This is a genomic window from Paenarthrobacter sp. PPS72, from assembly GCF_048537125.1.
Lineage (GTDB): Bacteria > Actinomycetota > Actinomycetes > Actinomycetales > Micrococcaceae > Arthrobacter > Arthrobacter nitroguajacolicus_E.
This window is the reverse complement of the sequence record NZ_JBLYIE010000027.1, coordinates 1-26999: the sequence shown is the minus strand read 5'-3', so window position 1 is coordinate 26999 and position 26999 is coordinate 1. Positions and strand designations below refer to the sequence as shown.

Below are 26999 nucleotides of genomic sequence, written 5' to 3'. Positions count from 1 at the left end.
GGGTTAGAGGACCTTGCGGATGGTTTCCTCGAAGCTGACTACGTGATGCAGTGCGAGTTCGGCGGCGCGGTCTTCGTCGCCGTCGGCAATCGCGGTGAGGAGGTCCTCGTGTTCGGAGATGTGGCCGGAGACGGAGGGCATCTTTTCGAGCATGTGGCACCAGATGCGGGTTGCAAGGTTGTCGTACCTGATCAGGACGTCTTCGAGGTGCGCGTTGGCGGAAGCTTTGTAGATGAGCCTGTGAACCTGGATGTCGTAGCGCATGAGTTCCTGCGAGGAGTTTTCCTGGCCTTCGAGATCGCGAATGGCGGCAGCAACCGCGCGGAGCTCTGACCGCATGGCGGGGCTTGCCATGCGGGCGGCTTTCCTGGAGGCGAGGGGCTCCAGGAGCTCGCGGATTTCGGAGACTTCGGCGAGCTGGGTGATGTCAACGCCGGTGGCGAAGGTGCCGCGCCGGGGGTATGACACCACGAGATGGTCGCTTTCGAGGCGCTTGATGGCTTCGCGGACGGGGGTGCGCCCGATGCCCAGCTCGGCGGCGATTTGGCCGTCGTTGATGGGGTCCCCGGGTTTGATGTCCAGCATGATGAGCCTGTCGCGCAGCAGCAGGTAGGCGTTCTCCGCGAGGGATGTCCCTTGCGGAGCTGATTCCAGTGCTTCCAGTGCTGCGCTCATTACTCTCTCCCGTTAGTCGCATTCCCAGTCTGCTGGATGAGTTACCGCGGACCTGTTGACGACTATGTGATCTCCAACATACTATGGCAATAGTTCTAATATATCAGTTGCCTAACAGTCGGCCACTAGTCAAGCTTTTGAAGGAGAACACCATGGTTGAACCGCTGATCCGCCCGCTTGCACAGGCGGACCCGGAGGTCGATCAGGCGATCGCGCAGGAACTCATCCGCCAGCAGTCAACGTTGGAAATGATCGCCTCTGAGAACTTCGCTCCTACGGCCGTCATGGAGGCCCAGGGATCGGTACTGACCAACAAGTACGCCGAGGGCTACCCGGGCAAGCGTTACTACGGCGGCTGCGAACACGTTGATGTGATCGAACAGCTGGCCATTGATCGTTTGAAAGCCCTGTTCGGCGCAGAGTTCGCCAACGTCCAGCCCCACTCCGGCGCCCAGGCAAACGCCTCGGCCATGCACGCACTGATCACCCCGGGCGACACCATCATGGGCTTGAACCTTGCCCACGGCGGACACCTGACCCACGGTATGCGCATCAACTTCTCGGGCAAGCTGTACAAGGTTGTTCCGTACGGCGTCCGCGAGGACACGCACACGGTAGACATGGCTGAAGTCGAACGCCTGGCGTTGGAGAGCAAGCCGCAGTTGATCGTCGCCGGCTGGTCGGCATACTCCCGCCAGCTTGACTTCGCGGAATTCCGCCGGATCGCGGACCTGGTGGGCGCCTACCTCATGGTGGACATGGCCCACTTCGCCGGCCTCGTTGCTGCAGGGCTCCACCCCAGCCCCGTCCCCCACGCCCACATTGTCACCAGCACAACGCACAAGACCCTCGGCGGTCCCCGCGGCGGCGTAATCCTGACAAACGACGCCGACATCGCCAAGAAAGTTAACTCAGCAGTCTTCCCCGGCCAGCAAGGCGGTCCGCTGGAGCACGTCATCGCCGCCAAAGCCGTCGCCTTCAAGATGGCAGCCGAACCGGAGTTCCAGGAACGCCAGGTTCGCGTCCTGGAAGGCTCCAAGATCCTGGCCGATCGCCTCCTTCAAGACGATGTTGCAGCAGCCGGCATCTCCGTTGTCAGCGGCGGCACCGATGTCCACTTGGTTCTGGCTGACCTCCGCCACTCCGTCCTCAACGGCCAGCAGGCCGAAGACACGCTGCACCGGATCGGCATCACCGTCAACCGCAACGCTGTCCCCTTCGACCCCCGTCCGCCGATGATTTCCTCCGGCCTGCGCATCGGCACTCCCGCCCTCGCCGCCCGGGGCTTCAAGGCTGAGGACTTCAAGGAAGTCTCGGACATCATAGCGACGGCGTTGATCGCCGCGGCGAACAGCGGCACCAGTGCCGACGCGGCAAAATCAGCCACCACAGAAGGTGACATCACCTTGGACGAGGCCACCGCCGTCGAACTCCGCAATCGGGTGACAGCGCTGGCGGAAAAGTTCCCCCTCTATCCCCACCTCGGAACCGGCAAAGGCGCCGTTACCGAAACCGAAGCAGAACTGATTGGAGCAGCCCAGTGAGTGCAGACCACCTCCCCGAACACCCGGACTTCCTCTGGCGCAACCCGGAACCGAAGAAGAGCTACGACGCCGTCATTGTGGGCGGTGGCGGGCACGGCCTGGCCACCGCGTACTTCCTGGCGAAGAACCACGGAATGACCAACATCGCCATCCTGGAAAAGGGCTGGCTGGCCGGTGGAAACATGGCCCGCAACACCACCATCATTCGGTCCAACTACCTCTGGGACGAGAGCGCCGCCATCTACGAACACGCCCTCAAGCTTTGGGAGATCCTCCCGGAAGAGCTCGAGTACGACTTCCTGTTCAGCCAGCGCGGCGTCATGAACCTGGCCCACACCTTGGGCGATGTCCGCGAAAGTGTTCGCCGCGTGGGTGCCAACAGGCTTAATGGCGTGGACGCTGAATGGCTGGACCCGCAGCAGGTCAAGGAACTCTGCCCCATCCTGAACATCAGTGACAACATCCGCTACCCCGTCATGGGCGCCACGTACCAACCGCGCGCAGGCATCGCCAAGCACGACCACGTGGCCTGGGCGTTCGCCCGCAAGTGCGACGAACTCGGTGTGGACATCATCCAGAACTGTGAAGTCACCGGGTTCATCAAGGACGGCAACCGGGTCACGGGCGTCAAGACCAGCCGCGGCACCATCAACACTGAAAAGGTGGGGCTCTGCGCCGCCGGCCACAGCTCGGTCCTGGCAGAGATGGCCGGCTTCCGCCTGCCGATCCAGTCGCACCCGCTCCAGGCGCTGGTGTCCGAACTGCACGAGCCGGTCCACCCCACCGTGGTCATGTCCAACCACGTTCACGTCTACGTTTCCCAGGCCCACAAGGGTGAACTCGTGATGGGTGCCGGCGTCGACTCCTACAACGGTTACGGCCAACGCGGTTCCTTCCATGTCATTGAGGAGCAAATGGCAGCAGCCGTGGAGCTCTTCCCGATCTTCGCCCGCGCCCACGTACTCCGGACCTGGGGCGGCATTGTGGACACCACCTTGGATGCCTCGCCCATCGTGGGCCTCTCCCCCGTGGAGAACATGTTCGTCAACTGTGGTTGGGGAACGGGCGGCTTCAAGGGCACCCCCGCGGCAGGCCTCACCTTCGCGCACACCATTGCCACGGGCGCACCGCACAAGCTGAACAAGCCCTTCGCTCTGGAACGCTTCGAAACCGGCGCCTTGATCGACGAACACGGCGCCGCAGCCGTAGCCCACTAGCCAGACAGGACAGGAAAGACATGCTCCTCATTTCATGCCCCAACTGCGGGCCACGCGACGAAACCGAATTCCACTACGGCGGCCAGGCACACATCGCCTACCCGGAAAACCCCAACGAGCTGACGGACCGCGAATGGGCTGAATACCTTTTCTACCGCGAAAACACCAAGGGAACCTTCGCCGAGCGCTGGGTCCACAGCACCGGATGCCGCCAGTGGTTCAACATGCTCCGTGACACCGTGAGCTACGACATCCACTCCATCTATGCAATGGGACAACCCCGGCCGGACATCCCAGGCGCCGGGCCAAGCAAAACCGAAGCCACCCAGCCAGGCGAATTCAGCCAGGCCGGCGACTTCGGCCAAGCCGGCGATCCAGGCCTCGCACCCGGCGCCGCAACAACAGGCGCCGCCTCACCCATCTCCTCGGAAGGAGTCTAGAAGTGACCAGCAAGAACGCACGCCTCGCCACCGGCGGACGCATCGATCGCAGCATCTCTTGGCGCTTCACCGTGGACGGCCGGGAATTCACCGGTCACCCGGGTGACACCATTGCCTCGGCATTGCTGGCCAACGGCCACATCAACGCCGGCAACTCCCTCTATGAGGACCGCCCCCGCGGCATCATGGCCGCCGGCGTGGAAGAGTCCAACGCCTTGGTCAAGGTCGCTCCCCGTTTCCGCGGCCACGTTGCGGAGTCCATGCTTCCCGCCACGGCAGTGTCCTTGGTGGACGGCATGAACATTGAGCTCCTGTCCGGCCTGGGCAAACTGGATCCGAACGAAGACAAGGCCGAGTACGACAAGAAGTACGTCCACACGGACGTCCTGGTGGTAGGCGGCGGTATTGCCGGCCTGGCAGCAGCCCGTGAAGCTGTCCGCACCGGTGCCCGCGTCATCCTGATCGATGACCAGCCCGAACTCGGGGGCTCGCTGCTCTCCGGTTCGACCGCCCCGGAACTGGCCGAACAGATCGAAGGCCAGCCGGCGCTGGAATGGGTTGCCGACGTGGAAGCCGAGCTGGTTTCCGCCGCTGAATGCACGGTGCTGAACCGCACCACCGCGTTCGGTTCCTACGACTCCAACTACTTCATCGCAGCCCAGAACCGCACGGACCACTTGAGCGTTCCTGCAGCTTCGGGCGTCTCCCGCCAGCGTATTTGGCACATCCGCGCTAAGCAGGTTGTGCTGGCTCCCGGGGCCCATGAGCGTCCGTTGGTGTTCGAGAACAACGACCGCCCGGGCATCATGCTCGCCTCGGCTGCCCGCACCTACCTGAACCGCTACGCCGTTGCGGCCGGTTCGCGGGTGGTCATCAGCACCACCAACGATTCCGCTTACGCTCTTGCCGCGGACCTGAAGGCAGCAGGCGTGGCGGTTGCCGCCGTCGTCGATGCCCGTCCGCAGATCAGCGCGAAGGCTGCAGCCGCCGTCGAGTCCGGTATCCGGGTCCTTATCGGCAGCGCCGTGGCTAACACGTCCGCGGATGAGAATGGCCGCCTGAACGGCGTCACCGTCCGCAGTATTAACGACGACGGCGAACTCACCTCGGGCGTCGAACAGCTGGCTGCTGATCTCCTGGCAGTTTCCGGTGGTTGGAGCCCTGTGGTCCACCTGCACAGCCAGCGCCAAGGCAAGCTCCGCTGGGATGACGAGCTCGCGGCGTTCATTCCCACCGCTCCCGTCAAGGACCAGCACGTTGTGGGCGCGGGCCGTGGCAGCTTCGAACTCCAGGACTGCCTGGCAGAGGGCATCTCGGCGGGAGCAGCAGCGTCCATCGCCGCCGGCTTCGAATCCGCAACCACCCCGGTGGAGCTGCAGGCACCCTCGGCCAGTGCGCCGAGCCGTCAGCTGTGGCTGGTTCCCGGACAGAGCGGTGAGCCCGGCGAGTGGCACCACCACTTCGTGGACTTCCAGCGCGACCAGTCCGTGGCTGACGTCCTCCGCTCCACCGGTGCGGGCATGCGGTCCGTGGAGCACGTCAAGCGGTACACCTCCATCAGCACGGCCAACGATCAGGGTAAGACGTCCGGCGTCAATGCAATCGGCGTGATCGCCGCGGCGTTGAAGTTCGGCGGAGCTGAGAACATCCCGGGTGTCGGCGAGATCGGCACCACCGCGTACCGTGCACCGTTCACCCCGGTGGCCTTCGCAGCCCTGGCCGGCCGCCAGCGCGGCGAGCTCTTCGACCCCGCCCGAGTCACCTCCATCCACCCGTGGCACGTAGCCCAGGGCGCACTGTTCGAAGATGTTGGACAGTGGAAGCGCCCTTGGTACTACCCTCAGGCCGGGGAAGACATGGACGCGGCAGTCCTGCGTGAATGCGCAGCCGTCCGCGAATCCGTGGGCTTCATGGACGCCACAACGTTGGGCAAGATCGAGATCCGTGGCAAGGACGCCGGTGAATTCCTGAACCGCGTGTACACCAACGCTTTCAAGAAACTCGCCCCGGGATCCGCCCGCTACGGTGTCATGTGCACCTTGGATGGCATGATCTTCGACGACGGCGTGACCCTCCGCTTGGACGACGACCGCTACTTCATGACCACCACCACCGGTGGGGCAGCCAAGGTGCTGGACTGGCTGGAAGAGTGGCACCAGACGGAGTGGCCCGAACTCGACGTGGTCTGCACATCCGTAACGGAACAGTGGAGCACCATTGCCGTTGTGGGCCCGAATTCCCGCGCGGTGATCGCTAAGGTTGCCCCCCAGCTCGCCGAAAACGGTGGCCTGGACGCTGAAGCCTTCCCGTTCATGACCTTCCGCGAGACCGCGCTCGCCTCAGGAGTGCAGGCACGGATTTGCCGTATCTCCTTCTCCGGTGAACTGGCCTACGAAATCAACATTCCGTCCTGGTATGGGCTCAACACTTGGGAAGCCGTTGCTGCCGCAGGTGCCGAGTTCAACATCACCCCGTACGGCACCGAGACCATGCACGTGCTCCGCGCCGAGAAGGGCTACCCGATCGTAGGGCAGGATACCGACGGCACGGTCACCCCGCAGGACGCCGGCATGGACTGGATCGTTTCCAAGGCCAAGGACTTCATCGGCAAGCGCTCTTATCTCCGCGAGGACGCAAGCCGCGAGGACCGCAAGCACCTGGTGAGCGTCCTTCCCGTGGACCACTCGCTGAGGTTGCCGGAAGGCACGCAGCTCGTGGAAAAGGGCATCCCGGTCAACCCCGCTAACGGCCCGGTTCCCATGGAGGGCTTCGTGACCTCCAGCTATCACAGCGCCGCGCTGGGCCGCTCCTTCGCCCTGGCACTCATTCAAAACGGCCGCAACCGCATCGGCGAGACCCTGGTGGCCTCGTTGGGAGACCACTTGGTGGACGTGGTTGTTGGCGAAACCGTACTTTTCGATGCTGAAGGGACCCGCAAAGATGGCTGAAACAGCAATACCAGCAGAAACCGCACACGTCGACCGCGTCCGGGGCACCCGCCGCAGCCCTGCCGAACACCTGGCTGACGCTTTCACCTCCGGCTCCGTGCCGGGCACGGTGACACTCACCGAAATTCCGTACCAGACCATGGTGGGAATCAGGGTTCACCCGACGTCCGACGCCGGCGCCCGGGTTGCGTCCGTCAGCGGCGGTTTGCCCGCGGCTTGCGGTGAAGTGACGGGCAGTGCGGTGACGGGGACAGGCTCCGTGAACACCCTGTGGCTCGGCCCTACCGAGTTCCTGGTGGTCGCGCCGGAAGAAGCCCACGATTCCCTGGGCGGATCCCTGGTAAGCGACCTCACCACGGCGCTTGGCGATGACGCGGGCCAGGTGGTGGACCTGTCCGCCAACCGCACCACGTTCGAGCTCTCCGGGAGCCACGCCCGCGCAGTGTTGGAGAAGACCTGTTCCTTGGACCTGCACCCCCGCGTCTTCAAGGCCGGGACCGCTGTCTCCACTGAGCTGGCGCACATTCCGGTGATGTTGTGGAAGACCTCGGACGAGTCCTACCGGATCTTTCCCCGGGCCTCGTTTGCCGACTTCCTGGGACGTTGGCTCCTTGACGCCATGCGGGAGTACGCCTCCCCCGAGGTCCCCTGATGGCACTGAGCGTGCTTGATCTGTTTTCTGTTGGCATCGGGCCGTCGTCTTCACACACGGTTGGCCCCATGCGCGCGGCAAAGCAGTTCACGGACGGTCTCGAATCGTCCGGCCAGCTCCCGGCTACGGTGCGCGTCCAGGCTGAGCTTTTCGGCTCCCTGGGCGCCACCGGCCGGGGCCACGGCTCAGACAAGGCCGTGGTGCTGGGCCTGCAAGGCCACTCCCCCGAAACCGTGAATACCCATACCGCCGATGACCAGGTTGCAGCGGCCGCACTCGACGCCGAACTTCGCTTGGGCGGCAACCACCGGGTGGACTTCAACTGGGACGAGGACGTGGTCCTGCACCGCCGCAAGTCATTGCCCGCCCACCCCAACGGCATGACTTTCCGGGCCTTGGACCACACTGGCACGGTCCTGCGGGAGCGCAGTTACTACTCCATTGGCGGCGGCTTCGTGGTGGACGGTGACGCGTCGGGCACCGACAAAGTGGTAGCCGATGACACCGTACTGCCCTACCCCTTCACCACCGCCGATGAGTTGCTGGCCATCTGCCTTCGCGAGGGAAAGTCGATTTCCGACATCATGTTGGCCAACGAACTCGTCTGGCGCTCCGAGGAAGAGCTTCGCCAACGGCTGTTGGGCATCTGGGCCGTCATGCAGGAATGCGTGGACAACGGCTGCTCTGCCGAGGGAATCCTGCCGGGAGGCTTGAAGGTGAGGCGACGGGCGCCGTCGTTGTTCAAAAAATTGTCCGAGACGGACGCCGAACTGAACGGGGCAAGTTCGGCGGACCCCCTCCTCGCCATGGAATGGGTCAACTTGTTTGCCCTGGCCGTGAACGAGGAAAACGCCGCGGGCGGCAGGATCGTCACCGCGCCCACTAACGGTGCGGCCGGAATTGTCCCTGCGGTGCTGCACTATTACACCAAGTTTGTTCCGGGAGCCAACGACGACGGCGTGGTGCGGTTCCTGCTGGCGGCGGCCGCCGTCGGGATCCTGTTCAAAATCAATGCCTCCATCTCCGGCGCCGAGGTGGGCTGCCAAGGTGAAGTGGGTTCCGCCTGCTCCATGGCCGCTGCCGGCCTCTGCGAAGTCCTGGGTGGAACGCCGGAACAAGTGGAAAATGCCGCAGAAGTGGGCATCGAACACAATCTGGGCCTCACCTGCGATCCCGTGGGCGGACTGGTGCAGATTCCGTGCATCGAGCGCAACGCGATCGCCAGCGTCAAAGCCATCAACGCCGCCCGACTTGCCCTGCACGGCGATGGCAGCCACAAAGTTTCCCTGGACAAAGCCATCAAGACCATGCGCGAGACCGGCGCCGACATGAAATCCAAGTACAAAGAGACCTCCCGTGGGGGCCTCGCCGTCAACGTAGTGGAGTGCTAGCCATGACTGCCATCCAAACCGAAACCGCCGCCGTCGCTTCTGCGGAGACAACCGTGGAACACGTCCTCACCCTCGACTGCCCGGAAGGCCCCGGAATCGTGCACGCCGTGTCCGGATTCCTGCTGGAACACGGCTGCGACATCATCGACAACAAGCAGTTCGGTGACCGCGCCGAGGGCCACTTCTTCATGCGGGTGCACTTCGCATCGTCCGGAGACACCTCAACAGTTGACTCCTTGCGGACCGCTTTCTGTCCCGTGGGCGAGAAGTACGGAATGAACTGGCAGCTCGAGCGCCAGGGCTACAAGCGGCGCGTGCTGATCATGGTCTCCAAGTTCGGGCACTGCCTGAACGACCTCCTGTTCAGGGCAAGGATCGGCGAGCTGCCCATCAACGTGGTGGGCGTGGTGTCCAACCACACCGATCACCAGGGTTTGGCCGAATGGCACGGGATCCCCTTCTTCCACGTCCCCGTCACCGCTGCCACCAAACCCGCGGCTGAAGGGCGCCTGCTGGAGATCATCGATGAACTGGACGTGGAACTCATTGTCCTGGCCCGGTACATGCAGGTGCTCAGCGATGACCTCGCCCGTAAGCTGGACGGCCGGGCGATCAATATCCACCACTCGTTCCTCCCCAGTTTCAAGGGTGCCAAGCCCTACCACCAGGCCTACGCCCGTGGTGTGAAAACTGTGGGGGCCACGGCCCACTACGTCAACGGCGAGTTGGATGAAGGTCCCATCATTGCCCAGCAGGTAGTGGAAGTGGACCACACGTTCGGGCCGGAAGACCTGGTAGCCGCCGGTCGGGACACCGAATGCAAGGCCCTCAGCAACGCCGTTCGCTGGCACTGCGAGGGGCGGATCATCCTGAATGGGAACAGGACGATCGTGTTGAAGTAGTGCCCTGCAAGCATCCATTTCGACGGCTTGCTGCGTCATAGACGGTTCCGGCCATCTAACGCGCAGCGGGCCGTCGATTTGGCGTTTAAAGAGCTACAACCAGGCCAGCCGAGTTGCCAGATGCAGCGCAGCCAGCCTGCCGGTTCCCCGCGGATCGCCGCCGCAGAGTTCGAAGATCCGCTGCAGCCGGTGATGCAGGGACTGCCGTTCCAAGTGCAGCTCCCGTGCAGCTTGGGCGGTGTTGCAGCCGGTATCCAGCCACACCGTCAGCGTCCTCATGAGCTCGGACTTCCTCAAACGGTCATGCTCGACGACGGCACCCAGCTGCCGCTGCACAAACCCCTCGCGCGTGGCCGGGTCCAGCGACTCGTCCGCAAGGAGCTCCACGGCCAAAGTGTCAGCATCCACAACACCTGTGCCTACCCGGGCCAGGTCCAAGGCCCGCCGCGCTTCCGTCAGGGACCAAGGCGCTTCATCAATGCCGACGCCCAACGGGCCCACGGCCACAACGGAACCCGCCGGCATTTCCACACCACGCAACGCCTCCATCAGTGCATGACGGGCAGCAGCTCCGCCACCCAGGGCCGCTAGGGCGATCAGCTCAGCATTGTTCGCGTAGCTGGCGCTATGCGGAACACACTCGCGAAGCAATGCATCCACAGCCGGACGCAGATGCCCGGCTCCGGTTGAGCGAATCACGACGGCGGCCACCTGACCCTGCGCGGGGAAGCCCGACGCCGGCCCGAGCTGCTGCAGCTGCCAGTGCTGACTCCCTGAGTTGATGGCACGCATGAGTTCAATGCCCGCCAGTTCCTTAAGCCCGGGCGGCATCCGTTGCAGCAACGCCAAGCCCAGGATGTCCACGGAACGTTCGCCGGCCACCCGCGCCAGGCCGCCGTCGCCGTCGTCGGGCATGTGCAGTTCAAGTCGCGCGGCCAGGACGCCGCGCACCGGCACATCCACCGTGGTGACGCTGCCGCCGTCGTCAAGGGGAGTGGTGCCGCCCGCGGGGAACATGCCACCGGCAGCACCGAGGGTGAGGCCCGACGGCGAGACCAGCCGCGCGCTGGCGCCGGTCCTTTCGGACAGGACAGCCAGGAGTTGATCGAGCCCGCTACCGTGGGCAAGTTCGGCGGCCATGGCGTGGCTGGCCTGGTCACCGAGCTGAAGGTGCTCCACGGATTCGCTGACCAAGAGCGAATTGATCTCCTGCATCACCCCCACAAAAGGGACAACCTGGCGCAGCTCAATAACCGGCAGCCCGGCGGCCTCGGCTACTTCCAGCATGGTGACGGGCACTTCGGGAAGCGCAGGACCAGTCTCCAGCGCCAGCGCTGCGATTCCCCGGGCGGCCAGCTCGCGGACGTAGTCTGCCTGCCGCTCAGCCGTCACGCCGGCGAGCGCCTGGCCACCGCTGAGCAGGAGTTCGCCGCCGCTGAGGAGCGGGGCGATGTCCAGGACTTCGCTGGAGTGCACCCAGCGGACCGGCCGTGAGAGCGCGTCCGGCACGTCGTTGAGGAGCCGAGGCTCGGCAGATTTCAGGCTCTGATACTCGAGAGCTGCACCCAGCAGGATTGACACGACACTCCGTACGGTGGCTGATGGTTTGTTTAGACACATCGTATCTTGTTGCTGTGATGCAAGGCACATACGCTGAAAGGGTCCCTTTCACACACGGAGGCTCCCCCATGCAAGACAACCTCTCCCCTTCGCCTTCACCTTCAGCGGAGCCGCGCTCCTCGGACTCAGGCGCATCGCAGTCAGGTCCGGCAACGGCGCCGGGCCACGACAGCGAAGCCTGGCTCCAGCCCATCCCCGAAGCAGACCGCACGCGCAAAGTTTCCGGACAGTTCTGGATCTGGGCCGGCGCCAACCTCGCCCCTATTAACTGGGTCCTGGGGGCACTTGGCATCCATCTGGGCCTGGGCTTCGCGGACACCGTCATTGTCCTGGTCCTGGGAAACCTGATCGGCATGCTGCTCTTCGGCTGCTTCGTCCTCCTTGGCCAGAAGACGGGTGCCACCGGAATGGTGTTGGCCCGCGCCGCCTTTGGTCGCCGCGGCAACTACCTTCCCGCCTCCATTCAGGCACTCCTGGTGATCGGCTGGTGTGCTGTTAACACGTGGATCATCCTGGACCTGGTCATGGCACTCTTCGGAACCCTTGGTTGGGTGGACCCCGAAGCCCAAAACTACGGCTGGAAGATCGGCGTCGCCACGGCCATCATGGCAGCGCAGGTTGCCATCGCCTGGTTCGGCTACAAAGCCATTGCGGCTTTCGAAAAGTGGACCGTCCCGCCCACCATCATCATCCTCGCCGTCATGTCCTGCGTGGCCTGGTTCGGCATGAAGATCGACTGGGGTTACGCGGGGCCGGCCGGTAACATCCTTGAAGGCTCCGAGCGCATCGCCGCCATGAGCGCAGTGATGACCGCCATCGGCATCGGATGGGGCATCACGTGGTTTACGTACGCCGCCGACTACTCACGCTTCGTCAGTACCTCGGTTCCCAAGCGCAAGGTCTACCTCGCTTCGGTCCTCGGCCAGTTCATCCCCGTGGTGTGGCTGGGCATCCTCGGCGCAAGCCTCGCTACCAACAGCGGTGAAATCGACCCCGGCAAGTTGATTGTCCAGAACTTCGGAGTCCTGGCCCTCCCCGTCCTCCTCATGGTGCTGCACGGCCCCATCGCCACCAACATCCTGAACATCTATACCTTCTCCGTGGCCACACAAGCCCTGGACATCAAGATCAGTCGGCGAAAGCTGAACCTGTTCGTCGGCGTCTTCTCGCTCATCGCCGTCGTGTTCTTCATCTTCCAGGAGGACTTCGCTGCGGTGCTCGACGCCTGGCTGATCGGCTTGGTCGCCTGGGTTGCCGCTTGGGGTGGAGTCATGCTGGTGCACTACTTCTGGCTGGAGAAGCGCTGGCCCGCCAAGGTTGATCGCCTCTTCGATGCCGTAGGAACCCACCGCCTGCCGGTCATCAACTGGGCCGGAATTGTGTCCCTTTTGGTGGGCATCTTCTCCACGTGGTTGTTCATGTACGGGCTTGTTCCAGCAATGCAGGGGCCGATTGCAGTGGCACTGGGCGGCTGGGACCTGTCCTGGCTGGCAGGAGGACTCACCAGCGCGGCGGCCTACGCAATCCTCGGCCCACGGGCACACAAGAAATATCTTCTGGCGGAATCAAACCACGTGTCAGTGACGCAACCATCGGCCCCCGCCACTCCTGCGGCTCCCGCCACTCCCGTAGTTCCCGAAAGGACCACAGCATGAACCAGCCTGCTTGCGCTGATTCCCTTCACCCGATCACGTGGCCTGAGGGCTACCAGGCAGCAGCGTCGTTCACCTTCGACGTCGATGCTGAATCCTGCACCATCGCCCACGATCCTTCCAGCACCCGGCGAATGTCCCTCATGAGCCACCAGTCCTACGGACCCAGGATTGCCGTTCCGCGCCTGCTTCAGATCCTGGACCGCCAGGGCATCAAGGGAACGTTCTTCATCCCCGGCTTCACGGCCGAAAGTTACCCTGACGTGGTCCGCAGGATCGCCGATGGCGGCCACGAGATCGCCCACCACGGCTACCTTCATGAGCCCATGCAGGGCATCGACGCCGCCACCGAAGCCAGCTACCTGGATCGAGGCCTTGAAGCCCTGGCCAACGTCGCGGGCATCCGCCCCGTCGGTTACCGGGCACCGTGGTGGGAGCTGAACTGGCAGTCGCCGGCACTGCTTGCGGACCGCGGCTTCCTCTACGATTCAAGCCTGCTCGACGGCGATGCCCCCTACCGCATGGCCGTTGCCGAGGGCGATTCCCGGGACATTGTGGAGATCCCCGTGGACTGGGCACTGGACGATTGGGAGCAGTACGGGTTCTACCCCGGCGTCACGGGCAGCGGGGTGATCGAGAGCCCGGCCAAGGCGCTGGAAATGTGGACCCTTGAAGCCCAGGCGCACCATTCCCAAGGCAGCTGCTTCGTCCTGACCAACCACCCCTTCATTTCAGGCCGGCCGTCACGCGCCGTAGCCCTGGAACAGCTGATGGAGCGGGTCAAGGATTTGGACGGCATGTGGGTCACCACGTTGGCCGGGATCGCGCAGCACACCAAGGACACCGTGCAGGAGATCCACACCCACGCGCGGATCGACGTCCCGCTGTTCCCCGGAGCCGGAGCAAGCTTCCGCCCAGCCCGGGTCCACGTCCTCGCGGGAGTGCCGGTGCGCCACTAGTTCTTCCCCGAGTTTGAGGGGCTCAGCCGTTTACCGCATTGATCCACACACCGATGATCCAGGTACTGGCCGCAGCACAAGCCAGTCCGAATTCCACCAGAATTCCGATGCCCGTGGCTTTCAGCGCGGCGCCGCTCGAACGTACTGCCGTGCGGAAGTCACGGGTTCGCTGGACTTCGCTGAGGAGTAGCCCGACGGCGAATCCAACAAACAACCCCACCACGGGAATAACGAACATGCCCACCACACCCAGGACCACGCCGATCAGCACCGACCTGTTGGGAATGCCGTGCTGTTTCAGCTTCCGGCCGGTGAGAACAGCACTGGCTGCCATACCGGCCACCACGAACACCATGCCGACCGCGAAGATCACCCAACCGAGCGGACCGGCACCTCCCCAGATAGCCCAAGCCAGCAGGCTCGCGCCAATGAGAATACTGCCGGGGAGCACAGGAATGATGGTCCCGGCGACGCCTACCGCAATGGCCAGGCCGCACAGGATGGTCACAATAAGTTCGGCGTTCATGGCCACAAGTCTATGCACTGCAACGCGGGGTCACTTGTGGCCCCTTCGATGCCCCGCAACGGTGCGTACGTGACCCCGCGTTGCTTACAACGAGAACGACGGCGACGCTCCCCAGCACGGGAGGCGTCGCCGTCGTCGGACTTGCGTCAGTAACCGCTACTCAGCCACGGCGGCAGCAACAGCCGCGGTGACGGCCGGTGCCACGCGGGCATCCAGCGGGCTGGGCACGATGTAGTTGGCCGAGAGGTCTTCCGCAGCCAGCTCGGCGATGGCGTTGGCAGCAGCGATCTTCATGGCGGGCGTGATGCGGCGGGCTTTGGCATCGAGCGCGCCGCGGAAGATGCCGGGGAAGGCCAGCACGTTGTTGATCTGGTTCGGGAAGTCGCTGCGGCCCGTGGCAACAACGGCTGCATACTTCCGGGCAACCTCGGGAAGAACTTCGGGATCCGGGTTGGACAGGGCGAACACGATCGACTGGTCGTTCATGAGCTTCAGGTGCTCTTCATCCAGCTTGGAAGAGGAGACGCCAACAAACACATCGGCGCCCGTCAGTCCTTCGCCCGGACCGCCGGTGACGCCGCGCGGGTTGGTGCGCTGGGCCATGCGGGCCTTGACGCTGCCGGGATCGGCTACAAGATCGGCACGGTCAGCGTTGACCACGCCCTTGGAGTCGAGCAGGATGACGTCCTTGATGCCAACAGCAAGAAGAATCTCAGCAATGGCGATGCCTGCGGCACCAGCGCCGGAGACAACAACCTTAAGGCCGGCAAGCTCGCGCTGCGTCACCTTGGCAGCGTTGGTCAGGGCAGCAAGAACCACGACGGCGGTACCGTGCTGGTCGTCGTGCATGACGGGGCAATCGAGCGCTTGGATGAGGCGTTCTTCGAGTTCGAAGCAGCGCGGAGCCGAGATGTCCTCGAGGTTTACGGCGCCGAAGCTCGGGCGGAGGCGGACCAAGGTTTCAATGATCTCGTCTACGTCGGTGGTGTTGAGCACCAGCGGGATGGAGTCGAGGTCACCGAAGGACTTGAACAGGGCCGACTTGCCTTCCATGACCGGCAAGGAGGCACTCGGGCCGATGTTGCCGAGCCCCAGAACGGCCGTGCCATCGCTGACCACAACTACCAGGCGCTCGGCCCAGGTGTGGGTGCGGGCAAGTTCGGGATTGGCATGGATCGCACGGCTTACCTGGGCGACGCCCGGGGTGTAGGCGATGGAAAGGTCGCGCTTGTTGTTCAGCGGAACAGTGCTGGAAATGGTCAGCTTGCCGCCTTCGTGGGCTGCGAAGATCTCTTCTTCGCTCAGTACCAGGGCGTCGTTATCAGTTGCAATTGTCTCAATGGACACGTCTTTGTCTCCTCAGGCTAGCCGTGAACCCACGGCACGATTCGGGCAGGAACAGAACTGCTGGTGCCGGCCAAGGGTGACTGGTCCGGCATTGCTTCTGCAGATAGGGGGCTGCTAGCCGCTTCGGTGTTTCCAGCCTAGGGAAACGCTGAGGGTACAAGATTCAATACCAAGAGAGACGATTCGAGAGTAAAACGTTCAACCAGCCGCGAATGTGACCCACATCATACAGAAAACCGCCTTCTGAGATCTTCGCGGTCTAGACCAGCGGGTTGAGCCTCACTCGCCAGTCAGCAGAGTGCACGCTTTCTTGAGATCCTTCTCGGCCTCGAACAAGGACAGCCGGCGGCACCGGACCGCCTGAACCAACCCGCTCACCAAATGCAACAAGACCCTGGCCGTGACGGTGTCATTCCCGGAGTCCCTACTCAGCGAAGCAACCACGCCCTCGGACAACGCATCGATTTCCCGCAACAACTGGGCAGTGTCATCGTCCTTGCCGGCAGGCCGGATGAGGCAGTGTTCTACGGCCGGCTGCATGACCCGTAAGTGGAAGATCTCCATCATCAAACCCGCGAGGGCGTGGCCCTGGCCTTCACGCATCCGGACGCCATCGCGGAGTTCCCGCAGTTGCTGACGATAGACAGCCAGCATGAGGTGGGCCGTGGAGGGGAAGTAGCGGTAGAGCGTGCCTAGCGGAATGTCAGCCTTGGCCGCGACGTCGGAAAGGCTCAAGGTGTCGAACTGTCTCTGGGCAAATCCTGCCGCCGTCTTCAAAATGCGGGCATAGCGCAGCTGCTGCCGCGGCGTGGTGGGTGCGGCAGCCATGCGGGGCAACCCCGTTGTCAGGTCAAGGGAGTAGGGTTCCAGTGAATTTGATGCAGGCATATCCGGCGATCTCTTGGCAGGCTGACAAGGAAACGGCCTGCCGGGTCAAGGACCGCGGCTGGCCGATCGCATCCATGATACGGGAGCAAAATGACCGTTTCCTGAGAGCTCGCCCGACGCCCCTGAGACCCGCCATTCGGGGCTACCGGTCCCGCACACATACACTTCATGCAGGCTTGGAACCCACACGGAAGGAACACGCATGGGGAAATTACGACGTCGGATTGCAGCGGTGCTGCTGACCGCCGGGGTGGCGGTCATGGCACTTAGTCCCCTTCCGGCGTCGGCCGCGCCCAGCAACGGGCCGGACCCCATACTCAACGGTGAAGCATTCGTGGGCAAGAGGCTGACCGCTGACATCGGCCCGTACACGTTCTACGGCTGCGGAGGCGGCAAAGGCCCGGACTTCACTGTCTACTGGACGCGTGACGGCTTCCTTGTGGCCGGCGAAACTGCCCGTGATTACGTGCTGGAGCAGGATGACACCGGAGCGAGGATGGCTGCGCACGTCACCGCCAGCAAGACGTCCTGCGGTGGAGAGTCACTGCACAGCAACGAGACCAAACCTGTGGGTGCCGTGAATCGGGCGGCGGGTTTCACCGGACGGAGTTTCGAACTTTTAACCCGCGCCAGTGACGGCTCGCTGGTGCTCTACGGACGAAATGGCAGCGCTTGGGACCCCGCCCGAACCGTGGGTTATGGCTTCAACATCTTCAATACCGTTTTCTCCCCCGGCGACTTCGACGGTGACGGCAAAAGCGACGTGATCGTACGCGACTCCGCCGGAGGGCTCTACCTGTTCGGCGGAGACGGCGCAGGCGGCTGGAAGACGGCCAAGTCCATCGGCAACGGATGGAATGTGTTCGACTCCATCGTCAGCCCTGGCGACTTCAACGGCGACGGCCACAACGACGTCCTCGCGAGGGAACCCGGCGGCGCCCTCTACCTCTACCCGGGCAATGGCACCGGAGGCTGGTTGGGGCGAACCGCCGTCGGGACGGGGTGGAACGTCATGGACGCGCTGGTGACGCCGGGAGACTTCAACGGCGACGGAAACGTGGATGTCCTGGCGCGCGACCGCAACGGTTACCTGTACTTTTACGGGGGCAATGGCGCAGGCGGCTGGGCACGGTCCTGGATGATCGGCGTCGGATGGAACGCGCTAAAGTTCGTAGGTGGAGCCGGCGACTTTAACGGCGACGGCTTCCCCGATGTTTACGGGGTAGACCAGCAGGGTCGCCTTCTTGCCTACTACAGCGACGGAAAGACCGGATGGAAGGGCTCCGAGGCCGTTGGTGCCGGATTCGGATGGTTCACAGCAATCTTCTAGGAAAATCCCAGTCGCGGTACCATTAACCGCATAAAGTCTGGGGAGGACACAATGTTTGCTTCATCACGCCCTACAACCGGCGTGCGCCGGGCACTGGCCGGAATAGGGGCTGCGCTCTTTGCAGCAGTAGTACTTGCCCCCGCTCCCGCCATGGCCAATATGGACCCTGAACCTCCAGTAATTACCGGCGCTCCTTATGTTGGTTCCACGCTCACCGTCACCTGGGATCCGTATGCATACAAGGGCTGTGGTGCTGCCGCGGGCCCGGATACCCGCATCTACTGGACGCGCGATGGTGAAGTGGCGACGGACCACCCCACGTGGCCCGACTATTTCCTCACTGAAGAAGACCGCGGCAAAACCATCGCCGCACACTTGGTGGCCAGCTATCCCTGCGAAGGCCTGGAAGTCGCCAGTGAAGAAACCGCGCCGATTTCTGCGTCCAACCGGCCAAATGGCTTCACCCCGGATGACTCTTTCGACCTTCTGGCCCGCCGATCCGACGGCGCCCTGATGATGTACCAGCGCGCCAACAACGCCTGGGGACCCGCCCAGACCGTCGGCGCCGGCTGGAACATCTTCCCCACGGTGCTCTCCCCCGGCGACTTTGACGGCGATGGCATCAACGACGTCCTGGGCAGGGACTCGGCCGGCGGCCTTTATCTTTACAGCGGCAATGGTTCAGGCGGCTGGAACGGTCCCCAAAAGGTGGGTACCGGATGGAACATTTTCACGTCGCTGGTCTCCCCCGGAGACTTCAACAGCGACGGCAGCAACGACATCCTTGCCCGCGACGCCAATGGAGTTCTCTACCTCTACCCCGGTAACGGACAGGGTGGATGGCTCCCCCGGTCCGTGGCGGGCCAAGGCTGGAACGCCCTGAACGCAATCATCACCCCCGGCGACTTCGACGGCGACACCAACGTTGACGTCCTGGCTCGGGATTCTGCCGGGTACCTGAAGCTCTACAGTGGCAACGGATCCGGCGGCTGGAACGGCATGACTGTGGTGGGTCAGGGCTGGAACGGCCTGAGCAAGATCGGCAGCGCCGGGGACATCAACGCCGACGGAAGCCTCGACGTCTTCGCCGTGGACGCCTCCGGCCAATTGCGCGCCTACTACGGCAACGGAAACGCCGGCTGGGCTGGTGTTGAAGTGGTGGGCTGGGGCTGGGGCGGGTTCACGGACCTGTTCTAGGTGTCTTGTTGTTTAGGTCGTCCAGTTGTCTAGGTCGTCCAGTTGTCTAGCCGCGTTGTTGGGAACCCCGTTCGGAGCGATCCGGGTGGGGTTCCCGCAATAAAAGGGCCAGCTATATGCCAGGGCCCCGCAGGCGGTAGTGTCATCCCAATTGATCTCTTCGGCCAACTCTGTGCCGCCTTATTTCTCCGGGAGAAACCTTGGGCTACAACTCTGCCCTTCGCGCGCCTGCGCGCCGACGCAGTCCTCGCCGACTGCTTGCACTCATGATGGCCCCGGCTTTAGCTACTTGCCTCCTACTCGCGGCGTTCCCTGCTTCGGCCGCCGAACAAGCGGTGGACACCAAAGCCTCCCTCAACACAGAGGCGATGCTCACCAAGGAGACCGCCCAAGGGCTCCCCGTTGAAGCAGCCCCGCGGTCGAGAGGTTTCGACGGCGACGGCACCTTCGATCTGTTCGCTCGCGACGCCGCAGGCCGCTTGCTCCTTTACCCCACCGACGGCAGAGGCAACTGGCGGGCACCGCAAGTCATCGGTAACGGCTGGCACATCTATAACCTCTTGGTTTCGCCGGGAGACTTCGATGGTGACGGAACAGTGGACGTCATGGGTCGCGATGGCTACGGACGCCTCTTTCTATACCAAGGAAATGGCGCCGGGGCTTGGAAACAGGCGTTCCAGATCGGCCAAGGGTGGCAGGGCTTTATCAACCTCATCGCACCCGGCGACCTGAACGGCGATGGCACCAACGACATCCTTGCCCAGGATGCAGCAGGCAACGTGTTCCTTTACCCAGGAAACGGGCGGGGCGGGTGGCTCGCGCCCAGCAAGGTCTCCTCGGCCTGGCAGGGCCTGGATGCTGCCGGGGCAGGGCATTTCTATGGCACACCCGAGGCCGTGGTCCTCACCCGAAGTTGGTGGGGTGACTTACAGGTTCGCTCCTCTCCGCGCAACGGTTTCTTCTATGAGTACGGTCATCCGAGCGGCTATGACGGTGTCATTGGCAGGGGCTGGGAAGTGCTCAGTCGTTTTGGGGTGGCCGGTGACTTCAATGGCGATGGCTACAACGACGTTTACGGCATCAGCCCGAACGGTCTGCTGACGATGTACCTCGCCGATCCTTCTGGCTTCAGCAGCCGGGGCATCTACGGCTTCGCATGGAAGGGCCAGCCAGTTGTTGGCAGCGGCTGGAACGTCATGAACGCGGTGTTCTAGGCCGGGCCCTTTTAGCCCTACGCCACGCTCTTGATCTTCACCACGAACACGGCGCCCAAAAGGCCAATGACTGCGGCGGCTACGTACAGGGAGACGTAGCCGCCCCAGTAAAGGACAAACGGAGAAGCGATCAGGGGCGCGATCACCTGCGGCAAGGAGTTGGCAATGTTGATGACGCCCAAGTCCCGCCCGCGGTCCATCCCGGTCGGAAGGACCTGGGTAATGAGCGCGAAGTCGACGGCCAGGTAGGCTCCAAACCCGATCCCCAACACCACCGCACCGGCGAGTCCGCCGATCCAGGTTGGTGCAAAGGCGAGGATCAGCGACGCCAGTGCAATGATGACCGACGACGCGATCACCAGAGGCTTCCGTTTGCCCATCCTGTCGCTGAGCCGTCCACCGAGAACACTGGTGATAATGACCGAGACCGCGTAAAGACCGGTAAGAACGAGCACCCCGAAAGAGGGATCGATTCCCTCAGTCTCCTTGAGGCGCACCGCATCGCTGAGGAAGAACAACAGATACAACGTGACCATGTGGTTACCGGTGCTTACCAGCAGGCGCGTCAGCCAAGCCCAAGCGAAGTCGGGATAGCGTTTGGGCGAAACCCAGAAGCCCCTAAGGAACTCTGCCAGGTTGAAGGGCGGGCGTTCGGTTGGGGGAAGTTGCTGATCGTCATTCTTGAAGAGGTAAAGCACGACGCCGGCGAGCAGCGCCGCAGCGCACAGCCAGTACCCGGCCGCAAAGTTTCCAACAACCACTGCCGCGATCACGGCGCCGATCAGAATCCCTACCGTCTGCCCCATGGCGGCGAGTCCGCCCACGGTTCCGCGCTGTGGAACCGGGACTCGGTCAGGTACTGCGGCCGTTATGGCGGCGTACATGGCGTTCGCTCCGGCCTGGACCAGGCACCATAGCAAAGTCATGGCTGCGACATTGGGAGCACCGGCCAAAGCAACGAGCGCAACAGCCGCCAGGACCGCACCCATCAGGACCCAGGGAACACGGCGGCCAAACCGGGAGGTCGTGCGGTCGCTGAACGCTCCGAAGAGCGGATTTGCCACCATGGAGACAGCCGCACCACAGCCAGTGACCAAAGCAAGGATTGCTTCCTTCTGGCCCTCATCGAAGTGGGCTGCCTGCTGTCCCAATAGGACTTGAAGAGGGCCGAAGAACGCTGCGTTGATGCCCAGGTTGACCAGTACAACGCCGGTGACCCAGAGCGGCCGGACACGGGCAACAGGCTCAGCCAGCGCCGTGGTGGTTCCGCCGCGGACGACAGCTGGATCCGGAACCGGACCCGGCAGGTCGGACAGGCTCATGGCAAGTTCCCCCTTGTTTCAATGTTTGGATTCAGCCTAGCGCGGCGGAGCGACACTGAACCGCCGTCGCGCCTTTTATCCACATAGGCCGAAACATGTCCTGCGGAAGCCCTGATGCAAGAGTTAGTGTGGCCTCAAACCGATAGAGGAGCAGCACTATGAGCGAGCAAATAAATACCGCCGATCTCTACGATGAACGCGGCGAGGAACTGGAATCCATCGCCGTCCAGTTCCAAAACCTGGGTGGGCACACACATTTCAGCGGGCCCGTTCGCACCATTCGGTGTTTCGAGGACAACGCCTTGGTGAAGACCATCCTCAACACACCCGGCGAAGGTGCTGTTCTTGTCGTCGATGGACAGGGGTCTTTGAGGACTGCGCTGATGGGAGACATGATCGCGGAAAGCGCCGTGGCAAACGGCTGGGCCGGCGTAATTATCAACGGTGCCATACGCGACCGCGAGGCCATTTCCCGGTTGCCCCTGGGCGTCAAGGCACTCGGCAGCAACCCGAAGAAGAGCGCCAAGACGGGCGTCGGCGAGGTGGACGTTCAACTGGTGATCGATCGCGTCCGCATCCAGCCCGGGGTGATGATTTTCTGCGACACGGACGGCATCCTGGTGGAGCGCTAGCCCTTCACCAGGCACCGACTTAGAAGAAAAGTCGGTGAAACATTCTCCCCAGGGGAATCAATCGGGCCGTAAGATAGTTACTGAAAGCAACTATCCTGCTTAATCCACTTTTCTGCCACCTCTGGAGAAGATATGTCCAAAACTGCGCCCGTACGGGCTGCCGGAGAGGTCCTGACACATCGTCAGACACTCACCGTCATGGTGGGGCTCATGCTCGGCATGTTCCTGTCCTCGCTGGATCAAACCATTGTGTCCACGTCCATCTACACCATTGCCAACGACCTCGATGGCCTGTCTCTCCAGGCGTGGGCCACCACGGCCTATCTCATCACTTCTACCGTGAGCACCCCGCTCTACGGCAAGCTCAGCGATATCTTTGGTCGCCGCCCGCTCTACCTCGTGGCCATCGTGATCTTCCTGGTGGGATCGCTTTACGCCGGATCAGTCCACTCCATGACCGAGCTTGCCATTGCCCGCGGCATCCAAGGCCTCGGCGCCGGTGGCTTGCTCGCATTGGCGCTGACCATCATCGGCGACATCGTGGCACTGAAGGACAGGGCAAAATACCAGGGCTACTTCATGTCCGTCTTCGGTATCTCTTCCGTTCTGGGCCCGGTGATTGGCGGTGCTTTCGCGGGCTCCGCCAACATCCTGGGTTTCGAAGGCTGGCGTTGGGTTTTCTTCATCAACCTCCCCATCGGGCTCGCCGCGCTTGTAGTTGTCTTCATGTACCTGCACCTGCCGGCGCGGCACGTGAAGCAAAAAATCGACTACTGGGGCGCCGCCGCCATCACGCTGGCGATTGTGCCCTTGCTGCTGGTGGCAGAACAGGGCCGCATTTGGGGCTGGGCCTCCGGGGCATCCTGGCTCTGCTATGGACTTGGGGTGATTGGCATCGTGGCATTCCTCCTCGCCGAAAAGCGCGCCGGGGACTATGCGCTGATTCCTTTGCGCCTCTTCAAGAACATGACATTTGGGCTGTCATCGCTTCTGAACTTCATCATCGGCATCGGAATGTTCGGGGCCATCGCAATGCTGCCCATGTACCTTCAGCTCGTGAAGGGGCTGACTCCCACCGAGGCCGGCCTGATGATGATCACGTTTACGGTGGGCATCCTCTTCGGCTCAATCTCTGCCGGCCGAACCATCTCCTCGTCAGGGGTGTATCGGGTCTTCCCGATCATGGGTACGGCTATCCTGGCTGCTGCTGCCACCGTGATGGGATTGGTCCTCGGCGTCGATACCGGGCTGTGGGTTCCCGGCCTGATCGCAGTGTTCTTCGGGGTCGGGCTGGGCTTCTGCATGCAGCCGCTCACACTTGCCATGCAGGTGTCGGTCCCGCCCAAGGACATGGGCGTAGGCACCTCCACCGCCGCGTTCTTCCGTTCCATGGGTGGAGCAGTGGGAACGGCAGTGTTTATCTCCATGCTCTTCAGCACGGCGGCCGACAAGATTGCCGGGGGCATGAAGACTGCCGCTGCGAACCCGGACTACCAAGCCGTCATGAAGGATCCGGCCGTGGCAGCCGATCCGGCAAACGCCAAGCTCTTCGATTTCTTCAAGAATGGCGCCAACAACGAGTCCCTGAATGACACCAGCTGGCTTCACACGGCGAACAGCACGCTGACACGGCCCATCACAGAAGGCTTCGCCCAAGCGATCGACATCGTGATGCTCACGGCTGCCGGGCTGATGCTCGTGGCCTTCCTGATCAGCTTCGCCTTGCCCAACAAGAAGCTGACGGACCCCAAGGCAGCAGCCAAGGAATCCGTTCCAGCGCACTGAGTCCATGCGTTAAGCATTCAATTCATGGAGCATCAAGAACGGCAGGCAGTCTCCGGACCGCCTGCCGTTCTCCTTTGATCGCAGTACCGCTTAGTTGTGGTCTAAAAAAAATCTAGTAGGAAGCCGTCACAAGTTCGATGCCCTGCTCCAGATCGCCGCGGAGGTCGCGGTCGCCCACATCGGACGGCAGAGTAAAACCTCCCTGCATCATGGCGCGCAACCGGGCGCTGGCGAACTCCTCGGGTCGGCGCCCCTGAAGGCGCAGGGCCCGTGAAGCACAAACGAGCTCGACGGCGGCGACGATGGCGAGTGCGTCCGCCGTCGACTCCAACTGGGCGGTGGCCACGCTTGCGAAGCTGGCGTCCTCCTCAGCCCCGAGCGATAGCACCACTGTCTGCAGGCTTGCCGGCTGGGCGTTGCCCCGAATCCGACCGACTGCGGCAGCAGCCACATATTCAAGCATCATTACCCCTGACTGACCGGAACCGTCCTCAGCCAGGAAGGGCTGCAGGCCCGTGTACTTCGGGTCGCAAAGGAGATCAATCCTCCGCAGCTGGGTGGCGCATGCTGCGCCGATTGCCAACTGCAACGTATCCAGTCGGCGGGCCAGGTTTGTCATTTGGAAGAGCCCGTGGTGCGAGACATCGTTGCTGTCGTCGGACGGTGAGCCATGGACGAGCGGATTCTCATTGCCGGCTGTGACAAGGCGACTCAGCAAAGCATGCAAGCGCCCGAGTTCCTCTGCTTGGGAACCGAAAATTTGAGGCAAGGTCCGCAAGCAGTAAGGGTCCTGGATTCGAGCGGGCTGACCGCTGCCGTGAACCATGCCACGGAACATGGTTGCTGCCGAGGCCACCTCTTGAGTATCTGCAGCTGCCGCTACGGCGGGGTTCAGTGCCTCGGAGTTGCCGGACATCGCAATGAACGACAGTGCGGCCGTCACCGCCGCATTGTCCAAGAGCGTCGATAGTTTTTGCTGGGCCAGGATGGCTTGGCCAATAGTCAGCGCACTGGAGCTGATGAAGGGAAGGGCATCGGCAGTGGCCCAGTCCGTCAGACGAACCGGAACCTTTCTTCCGCCCAATGGCCGACGTTCGCCCAGCATCGTGAGCGCAGTACCCGCAAGCGCCTGCAGGTCGGCGGTTCCAATACCACCGAATTCCCGAACCTCGGGGACAACGTCGCTATTGATGAGTTCCACCAACGCCTCGGCAATCGCGGGGTTGATTCCAGATCCACCAGCCGCCAGTTGGCTGAGCCTGACAACCAACATTGCACGGACGGTCCGGCGTTCCAGCGGCTTGCCCGCATCCACAGCGTGGCTGCGCAGGAGCTTCAGCCCGTGCGTGTCACCGCCCTGGGCTTCCGTCAGGGAAACTGTGCGGTTGGCACCGACCCCTGTTGATCTGCCATAGACCGGACGTCGTAGCGCCGTAGCTTCCGCAGACTTTCGCGATTCGTCCATTCGAACCACGGCTTCCGGGGCCAACGTGACATGTTCGCCGTCGGCAACTGAGACGACATCCGCCAAGTTCAGCGTCAAGCCATCGATAACGACCATCAACCGGTCCCTTTCTCGTCAGTTTTCGGTGCTCATCCGTTTAGGTGCTAATCCGGTTCCGGTCCTAATCTGTTTCCGGCGTTAATCTGTTTCCGGCGCAGTGCAGTAGAAGCAGTCTTCAGGACAAGTCAACTGCTTTTGTTCCACGCCTGCGGCACTTCGATTAGAGTATTCATCCCGATCCGGAGCATGAGTACGAGTATCAACTCGGAGGGCCATTGGTATGGGTTGTGCCGTCATCGTTCACCAGGGGTCAACTGAAACCCGTCCTCAGTGTGAAAGAGCTTCCGTATCCCTGTCCTTGAGAGGATCCAAAGGATTGTTCCGTCCGCGGTTCTATCATCCACAGTTCCCCGAAACGGGTTGTGGCCGCGTTTTATCATAGTCACCCGCGTTCCGATAGCAACTGATGCCCACGTCCCCGGGCTTTCCCTGTACACGGTGCATTTCCTCGCTCTCGACTGGGCGTGCTGGTCGTTTGTTATCCGGACTGATGGGTTGGTTGTCCCGGGACGGCCAGGCGAGAAATACACTGCATAGCCGTCCCGGGATTTCCTTCCAGATGCTGCTAACGCGTGCTGGCAGATTCGTTCATGGGGATGCGGACGCCGCGTTCGTTGGCGACGTCGACGGCGCGGTCGTAGCCGGCGTCGACGTGGCGGATGACGCCCATGCCGGGGTCGTTGGTCAAGAGTCGTTCGAGCTTTTCCGCGGCGAGGTCGGTTCCGTCAGCGACGGAAACCTGACCGGCGTGCAGGGACCGGCCGATACCCACCCCGCCGCCGTGATGGATCGAAACCCAGGTAGCACCCGAGGAGGTGTTGATCAGGGCGTTCAGCAACGGCCAGTCAGCAATCGCGTCCGACCCGTCGGCCATGGACTCGGTCTCCCGGTACGGAGACGCCACAGAACCCGAATCCAGGTGGTCACGGCCGATCACGATCGGGGCCTTGACCTTGCCCTCCTTGACCAGCTGGTTGAACAACAACCCGGCCTTGGCGCGTTCACCGTACCCCAGCCAGCAAATACGGGCCGGCAGCCCTTCGAATTCCACCCGGTCCGCAGCAGCGTCCAGCCACTCGCACCGGCCCTCACCCTCCGTGGCCCAGGCACCTCTCCCAGCCCCCGCCACATCGATACCGGCCGGATCCCGGGACAACGCGACCCAACGGAACGGGAAAAGGAAATCGCAGAAAG

22 protein-coding genes are annotated in these 26999 nt (G+C 62.9%); 14 read left to right on the top strand and 8 right to left on the bottom strand.

The window, feature by feature from the left end; all coding sequences use genetic code 11:
• Positions 1 to 3 precede the first annotated feature (3 nt).
• Positions 4 to 675 carry a GntR family transcriptional regulator gene (locus ACLRGI_RS13875; RefSeq protein ID WP_419202224.1) on the bottom strand — a complete coding sequence of 224 codons (672 nt, stop codon included), beginning with the start codon at positions 673 to 675 and terminating at the stop codon, positions 4 to 6.
• Between the two features lie 152 nt (positions 676 to 827).
• Between ACLRGI_RS13875 and glyA the strand changes: the two genes are divergently transcribed.
• From glyA to purU, 7 genes are read left to right on the top strand one after another with little or no spacing between them, the layout of a single operon-like run.
• Positions 828 to 2219, top strand: a complete 1392-nt coding sequence (glyA, locus tag ACLRGI_RS13870) for a serine hydroxymethyltransferase (protein WP_419202223.1) — start codon at positions 828 to 830, stop codon at positions 2217 to 2219.
• Positions 2216 to 3436: a sarcosine oxidase subunit beta family protein gene (locus ACLRGI_RS13865; protein WP_419202222.1), complete on the top strand. Its 1221-nt coding sequence runs from the start codon at positions 2216 to 2218 to the stop codon at positions 3434 to 3436. Before glyA ends, ACLRGI_RS13865 begins: the two co-directional genes overlap by 4 nt.
• Positions 3437 to 3456: 20 nt before the next feature.
• A complete protein-coding gene (locus ACLRGI_RS13860; protein WP_419202221.1) occupies positions 3457 to 3876 on the top strand; it encodes a sarcosine oxidase subunit delta in 420 nt (139 codons plus the stop codon).
• Between the two features lie 2 nt (positions 3877 to 3878).
• Positions 3879 to 6824 carry a sarcosine oxidase subunit alpha family protein gene (locus ACLRGI_RS13855; RefSeq protein WP_419202220.1) on the top strand — a complete coding sequence of 982 codons (2946 nt, stop codon included), beginning with the start codon at positions 3879 to 3881 and terminating at the stop codon, positions 6822 to 6824.
• Positions 6817 to 7476, top strand: coding sequence for a sarcosine oxidase subunit gamma (locus ACLRGI_RS13850; protein ID WP_419202219.1), 660 nt, complete (start codon positions 6817 to 6819; stop codon positions 7474 to 7476). The genes ACLRGI_RS13855 and ACLRGI_RS13850 overlap by 8 nt, the downstream gene beginning before the upstream one ends.
• Positions 7476 to 8867 (top strand): L-serine ammonia-lyase, encoded by a 1392-nt coding sequence (locus ACLRGI_RS13845; RefSeq protein ID WP_419202218.1) that lies wholly within the window; start codon positions 7476 to 7478, stop codon positions 8865 to 8867. Before ACLRGI_RS13850 ends, ACLRGI_RS13845 begins: the two co-directional genes overlap by 1 nt.
• Before the next feature lie 2 nt (positions 8868 to 8869).
• Positions 8870 to 9769, top strand: coding sequence for a formyltetrahydrofolate deformylase (gene purU / locus ACLRGI_RS13840; RefSeq protein WP_419202217.1), 900 nt, complete (start codon positions 8870 to 8872; stop codon positions 9767 to 9769).
• 93 nt (positions 9770 to 9862) lie between these two features.
• On the opposite strand, the gene ACLRGI_RS13835 is transcribed toward purU, so the two are convergent.
• On the bottom strand, positions 9863 to 11350 hold the full coding sequence (locus ACLRGI_RS13835; RefSeq protein WP_419202216.1) for a PucR family transcriptional regulator: 1488 nt from the start codon (positions 11348 to 11350) through the stop codon (positions 9863 to 9865).
• Positions 11351 to 11457: 107 nt separating this feature from the next.
• Here ACLRGI_RS13835 and ACLRGI_RS13830 point away from each other — a divergent pair, with 107 nt between their 5' ends.
• On the top strand, positions 11458 to 13044 hold the full coding sequence (locus ACLRGI_RS13830; RefSeq protein ID WP_419202215.1) for a purine-cytosine permease family protein: 1587 nt from the start codon (positions 11458 to 11460) through the stop codon (positions 13042 to 13044).
• Positions 13041 to 14000 carry a polysaccharide deacetylase family protein gene (locus ACLRGI_RS13825; protein WP_419202214.1) on the top strand — a complete coding sequence of 320 codons (960 nt, stop codon included), beginning with the start codon at positions 13041 to 13043 and terminating at the stop codon, positions 13998 to 14000. The genes ACLRGI_RS13830 and ACLRGI_RS13825 overlap by 4 nt, the downstream gene beginning before the upstream one ends.
• 22 nt (positions 14001 to 14022) lie before the next feature.
• On the opposite strand, the gene ACLRGI_RS13820 is transcribed toward ACLRGI_RS13825, so the two are convergent.
• From ACLRGI_RS13820 to ACLRGI_RS13810, 3 genes are all read right to left on the bottom strand, one after another.
• Positions 14023 to 14526 (bottom strand): DUF456 domain-containing protein, encoded by a 504-nt coding sequence (locus ACLRGI_RS13820; RefSeq protein ID WP_014923055.1) that lies wholly within the window; start codon positions 14524 to 14526, stop codon positions 14023 to 14025.
• Between the two features lie 156 nt (positions 14527 to 14682).
• Positions 14683 to 15873, bottom strand: a complete 1191-nt coding sequence (locus tag ACLRGI_RS13815; protein WP_419202213.1) for an NAD(P)-dependent malic enzyme — start codon at positions 15871 to 15873, stop codon at positions 14683 to 14685.
• A 279-nt stretch (positions 15874 to 16152) separates the two neighbouring features.
• Positions 16153 to 16761, bottom strand: coding sequence for a TetR/AcrR family transcriptional regulator (locus ACLRGI_RS13810; RefSeq protein ID WP_419202212.1), 609 nt, complete (start codon positions 16759 to 16761; stop codon positions 16153 to 16155).
• Positions 16762 to 16963: 202 nt separating this feature from the next.
• On the opposite strand from ACLRGI_RS13810, the gene ACLRGI_RS13805 reads away from it, so the two are divergent.
• From ACLRGI_RS13805 to ACLRGI_RS13795, 3 genes are all read left to right on the top strand, one after another.
• Positions 16964 to 18091 (top strand): FG-GAP repeat domain-containing protein, encoded by a 1128-nt coding sequence (locus tag ACLRGI_RS13805; protein WP_419202211.1) that lies wholly within the window; start codon positions 16964 to 16966, stop codon positions 18089 to 18091.
• Positions 18092 to 18142: 51 nt separating this feature from the next.
• A complete protein-coding gene (locus ACLRGI_RS13800; RefSeq protein WP_419202210.1) occupies positions 18143 to 19288 on the top strand; it encodes an FG-GAP-like repeat-containing protein in 1146 nt (381 codons plus the stop codon).
• Between the two features lie 200 nt (positions 19289 to 19488).
• A complete protein-coding gene (locus tag ACLRGI_RS13795; RefSeq protein ID WP_419202209.1) occupies positions 19489 to 20502 on the top strand; it encodes an FG-GAP repeat domain-containing protein in 1014 nt (337 codons plus the stop codon).
• Positions 20503 to 20519: 17 nt separating this feature from the next.
• Here ACLRGI_RS13795 and ACLRGI_RS13790 read toward each other — a convergent pair whose 3' ends face one another.
• On the bottom strand, positions 20520 to 21824 hold the full coding sequence (locus ACLRGI_RS13790; protein WP_419202208.1) for an MFS transporter: 1305 nt from the start codon (positions 21822 to 21824) through the stop codon (positions 20520 to 20522).
• 158 nt (positions 21825 to 21982) lie between these two features.
• Between ACLRGI_RS13790 and rraA the strand changes: the two genes are divergently transcribed.
• Entirely contained in the window at positions 21983 to 22456 is a 474-nt protein-coding gene (gene rraA, locus ACLRGI_RS13785; protein ID WP_419202207.1) for a ribonuclease E activity regulator RraA, read from the top strand.
• A 132-nt stretch (positions 22457 to 22588) separates the two neighbouring features.
• The gene (locus ACLRGI_RS13780) at positions 22589 to 24241 is read left to right on the top strand and encodes an MDR family MFS transporter (RefSeq protein WP_419202206.1); all 1653 of its coding nucleotides are present in this window, start codon (positions 22589 to 22591) and stop codon (positions 24239 to 24241) included.
• A 112-nt stretch (positions 24242 to 24353) separates the two neighbouring features.
• Here ACLRGI_RS13780 and ACLRGI_RS13775 read toward each other — a convergent pair whose 3' ends face one another.
• Both ACLRGI_RS13775 and ACLRGI_RS13770 read right to left on the bottom strand, forming a co-directional pair.
• The gene (locus tag ACLRGI_RS13775) at positions 24354 to 25802 is read right to left on the bottom strand and encodes an aromatic amino acid lyase (protein WP_419202205.1); all 1449 of its coding nucleotides are present in this window, start codon (positions 25800 to 25802) and stop codon (positions 24354 to 24356) included.
• Positions 25803 to 26370: 568 nt separating this feature from the next.
• On the bottom strand, positions 26371 to 26999 hold a 629-nt coding region (locus ACLRGI_RS13770), incomplete at its 5' end, for a urocanase-related protein (RefSeq protein WP_503827038.1).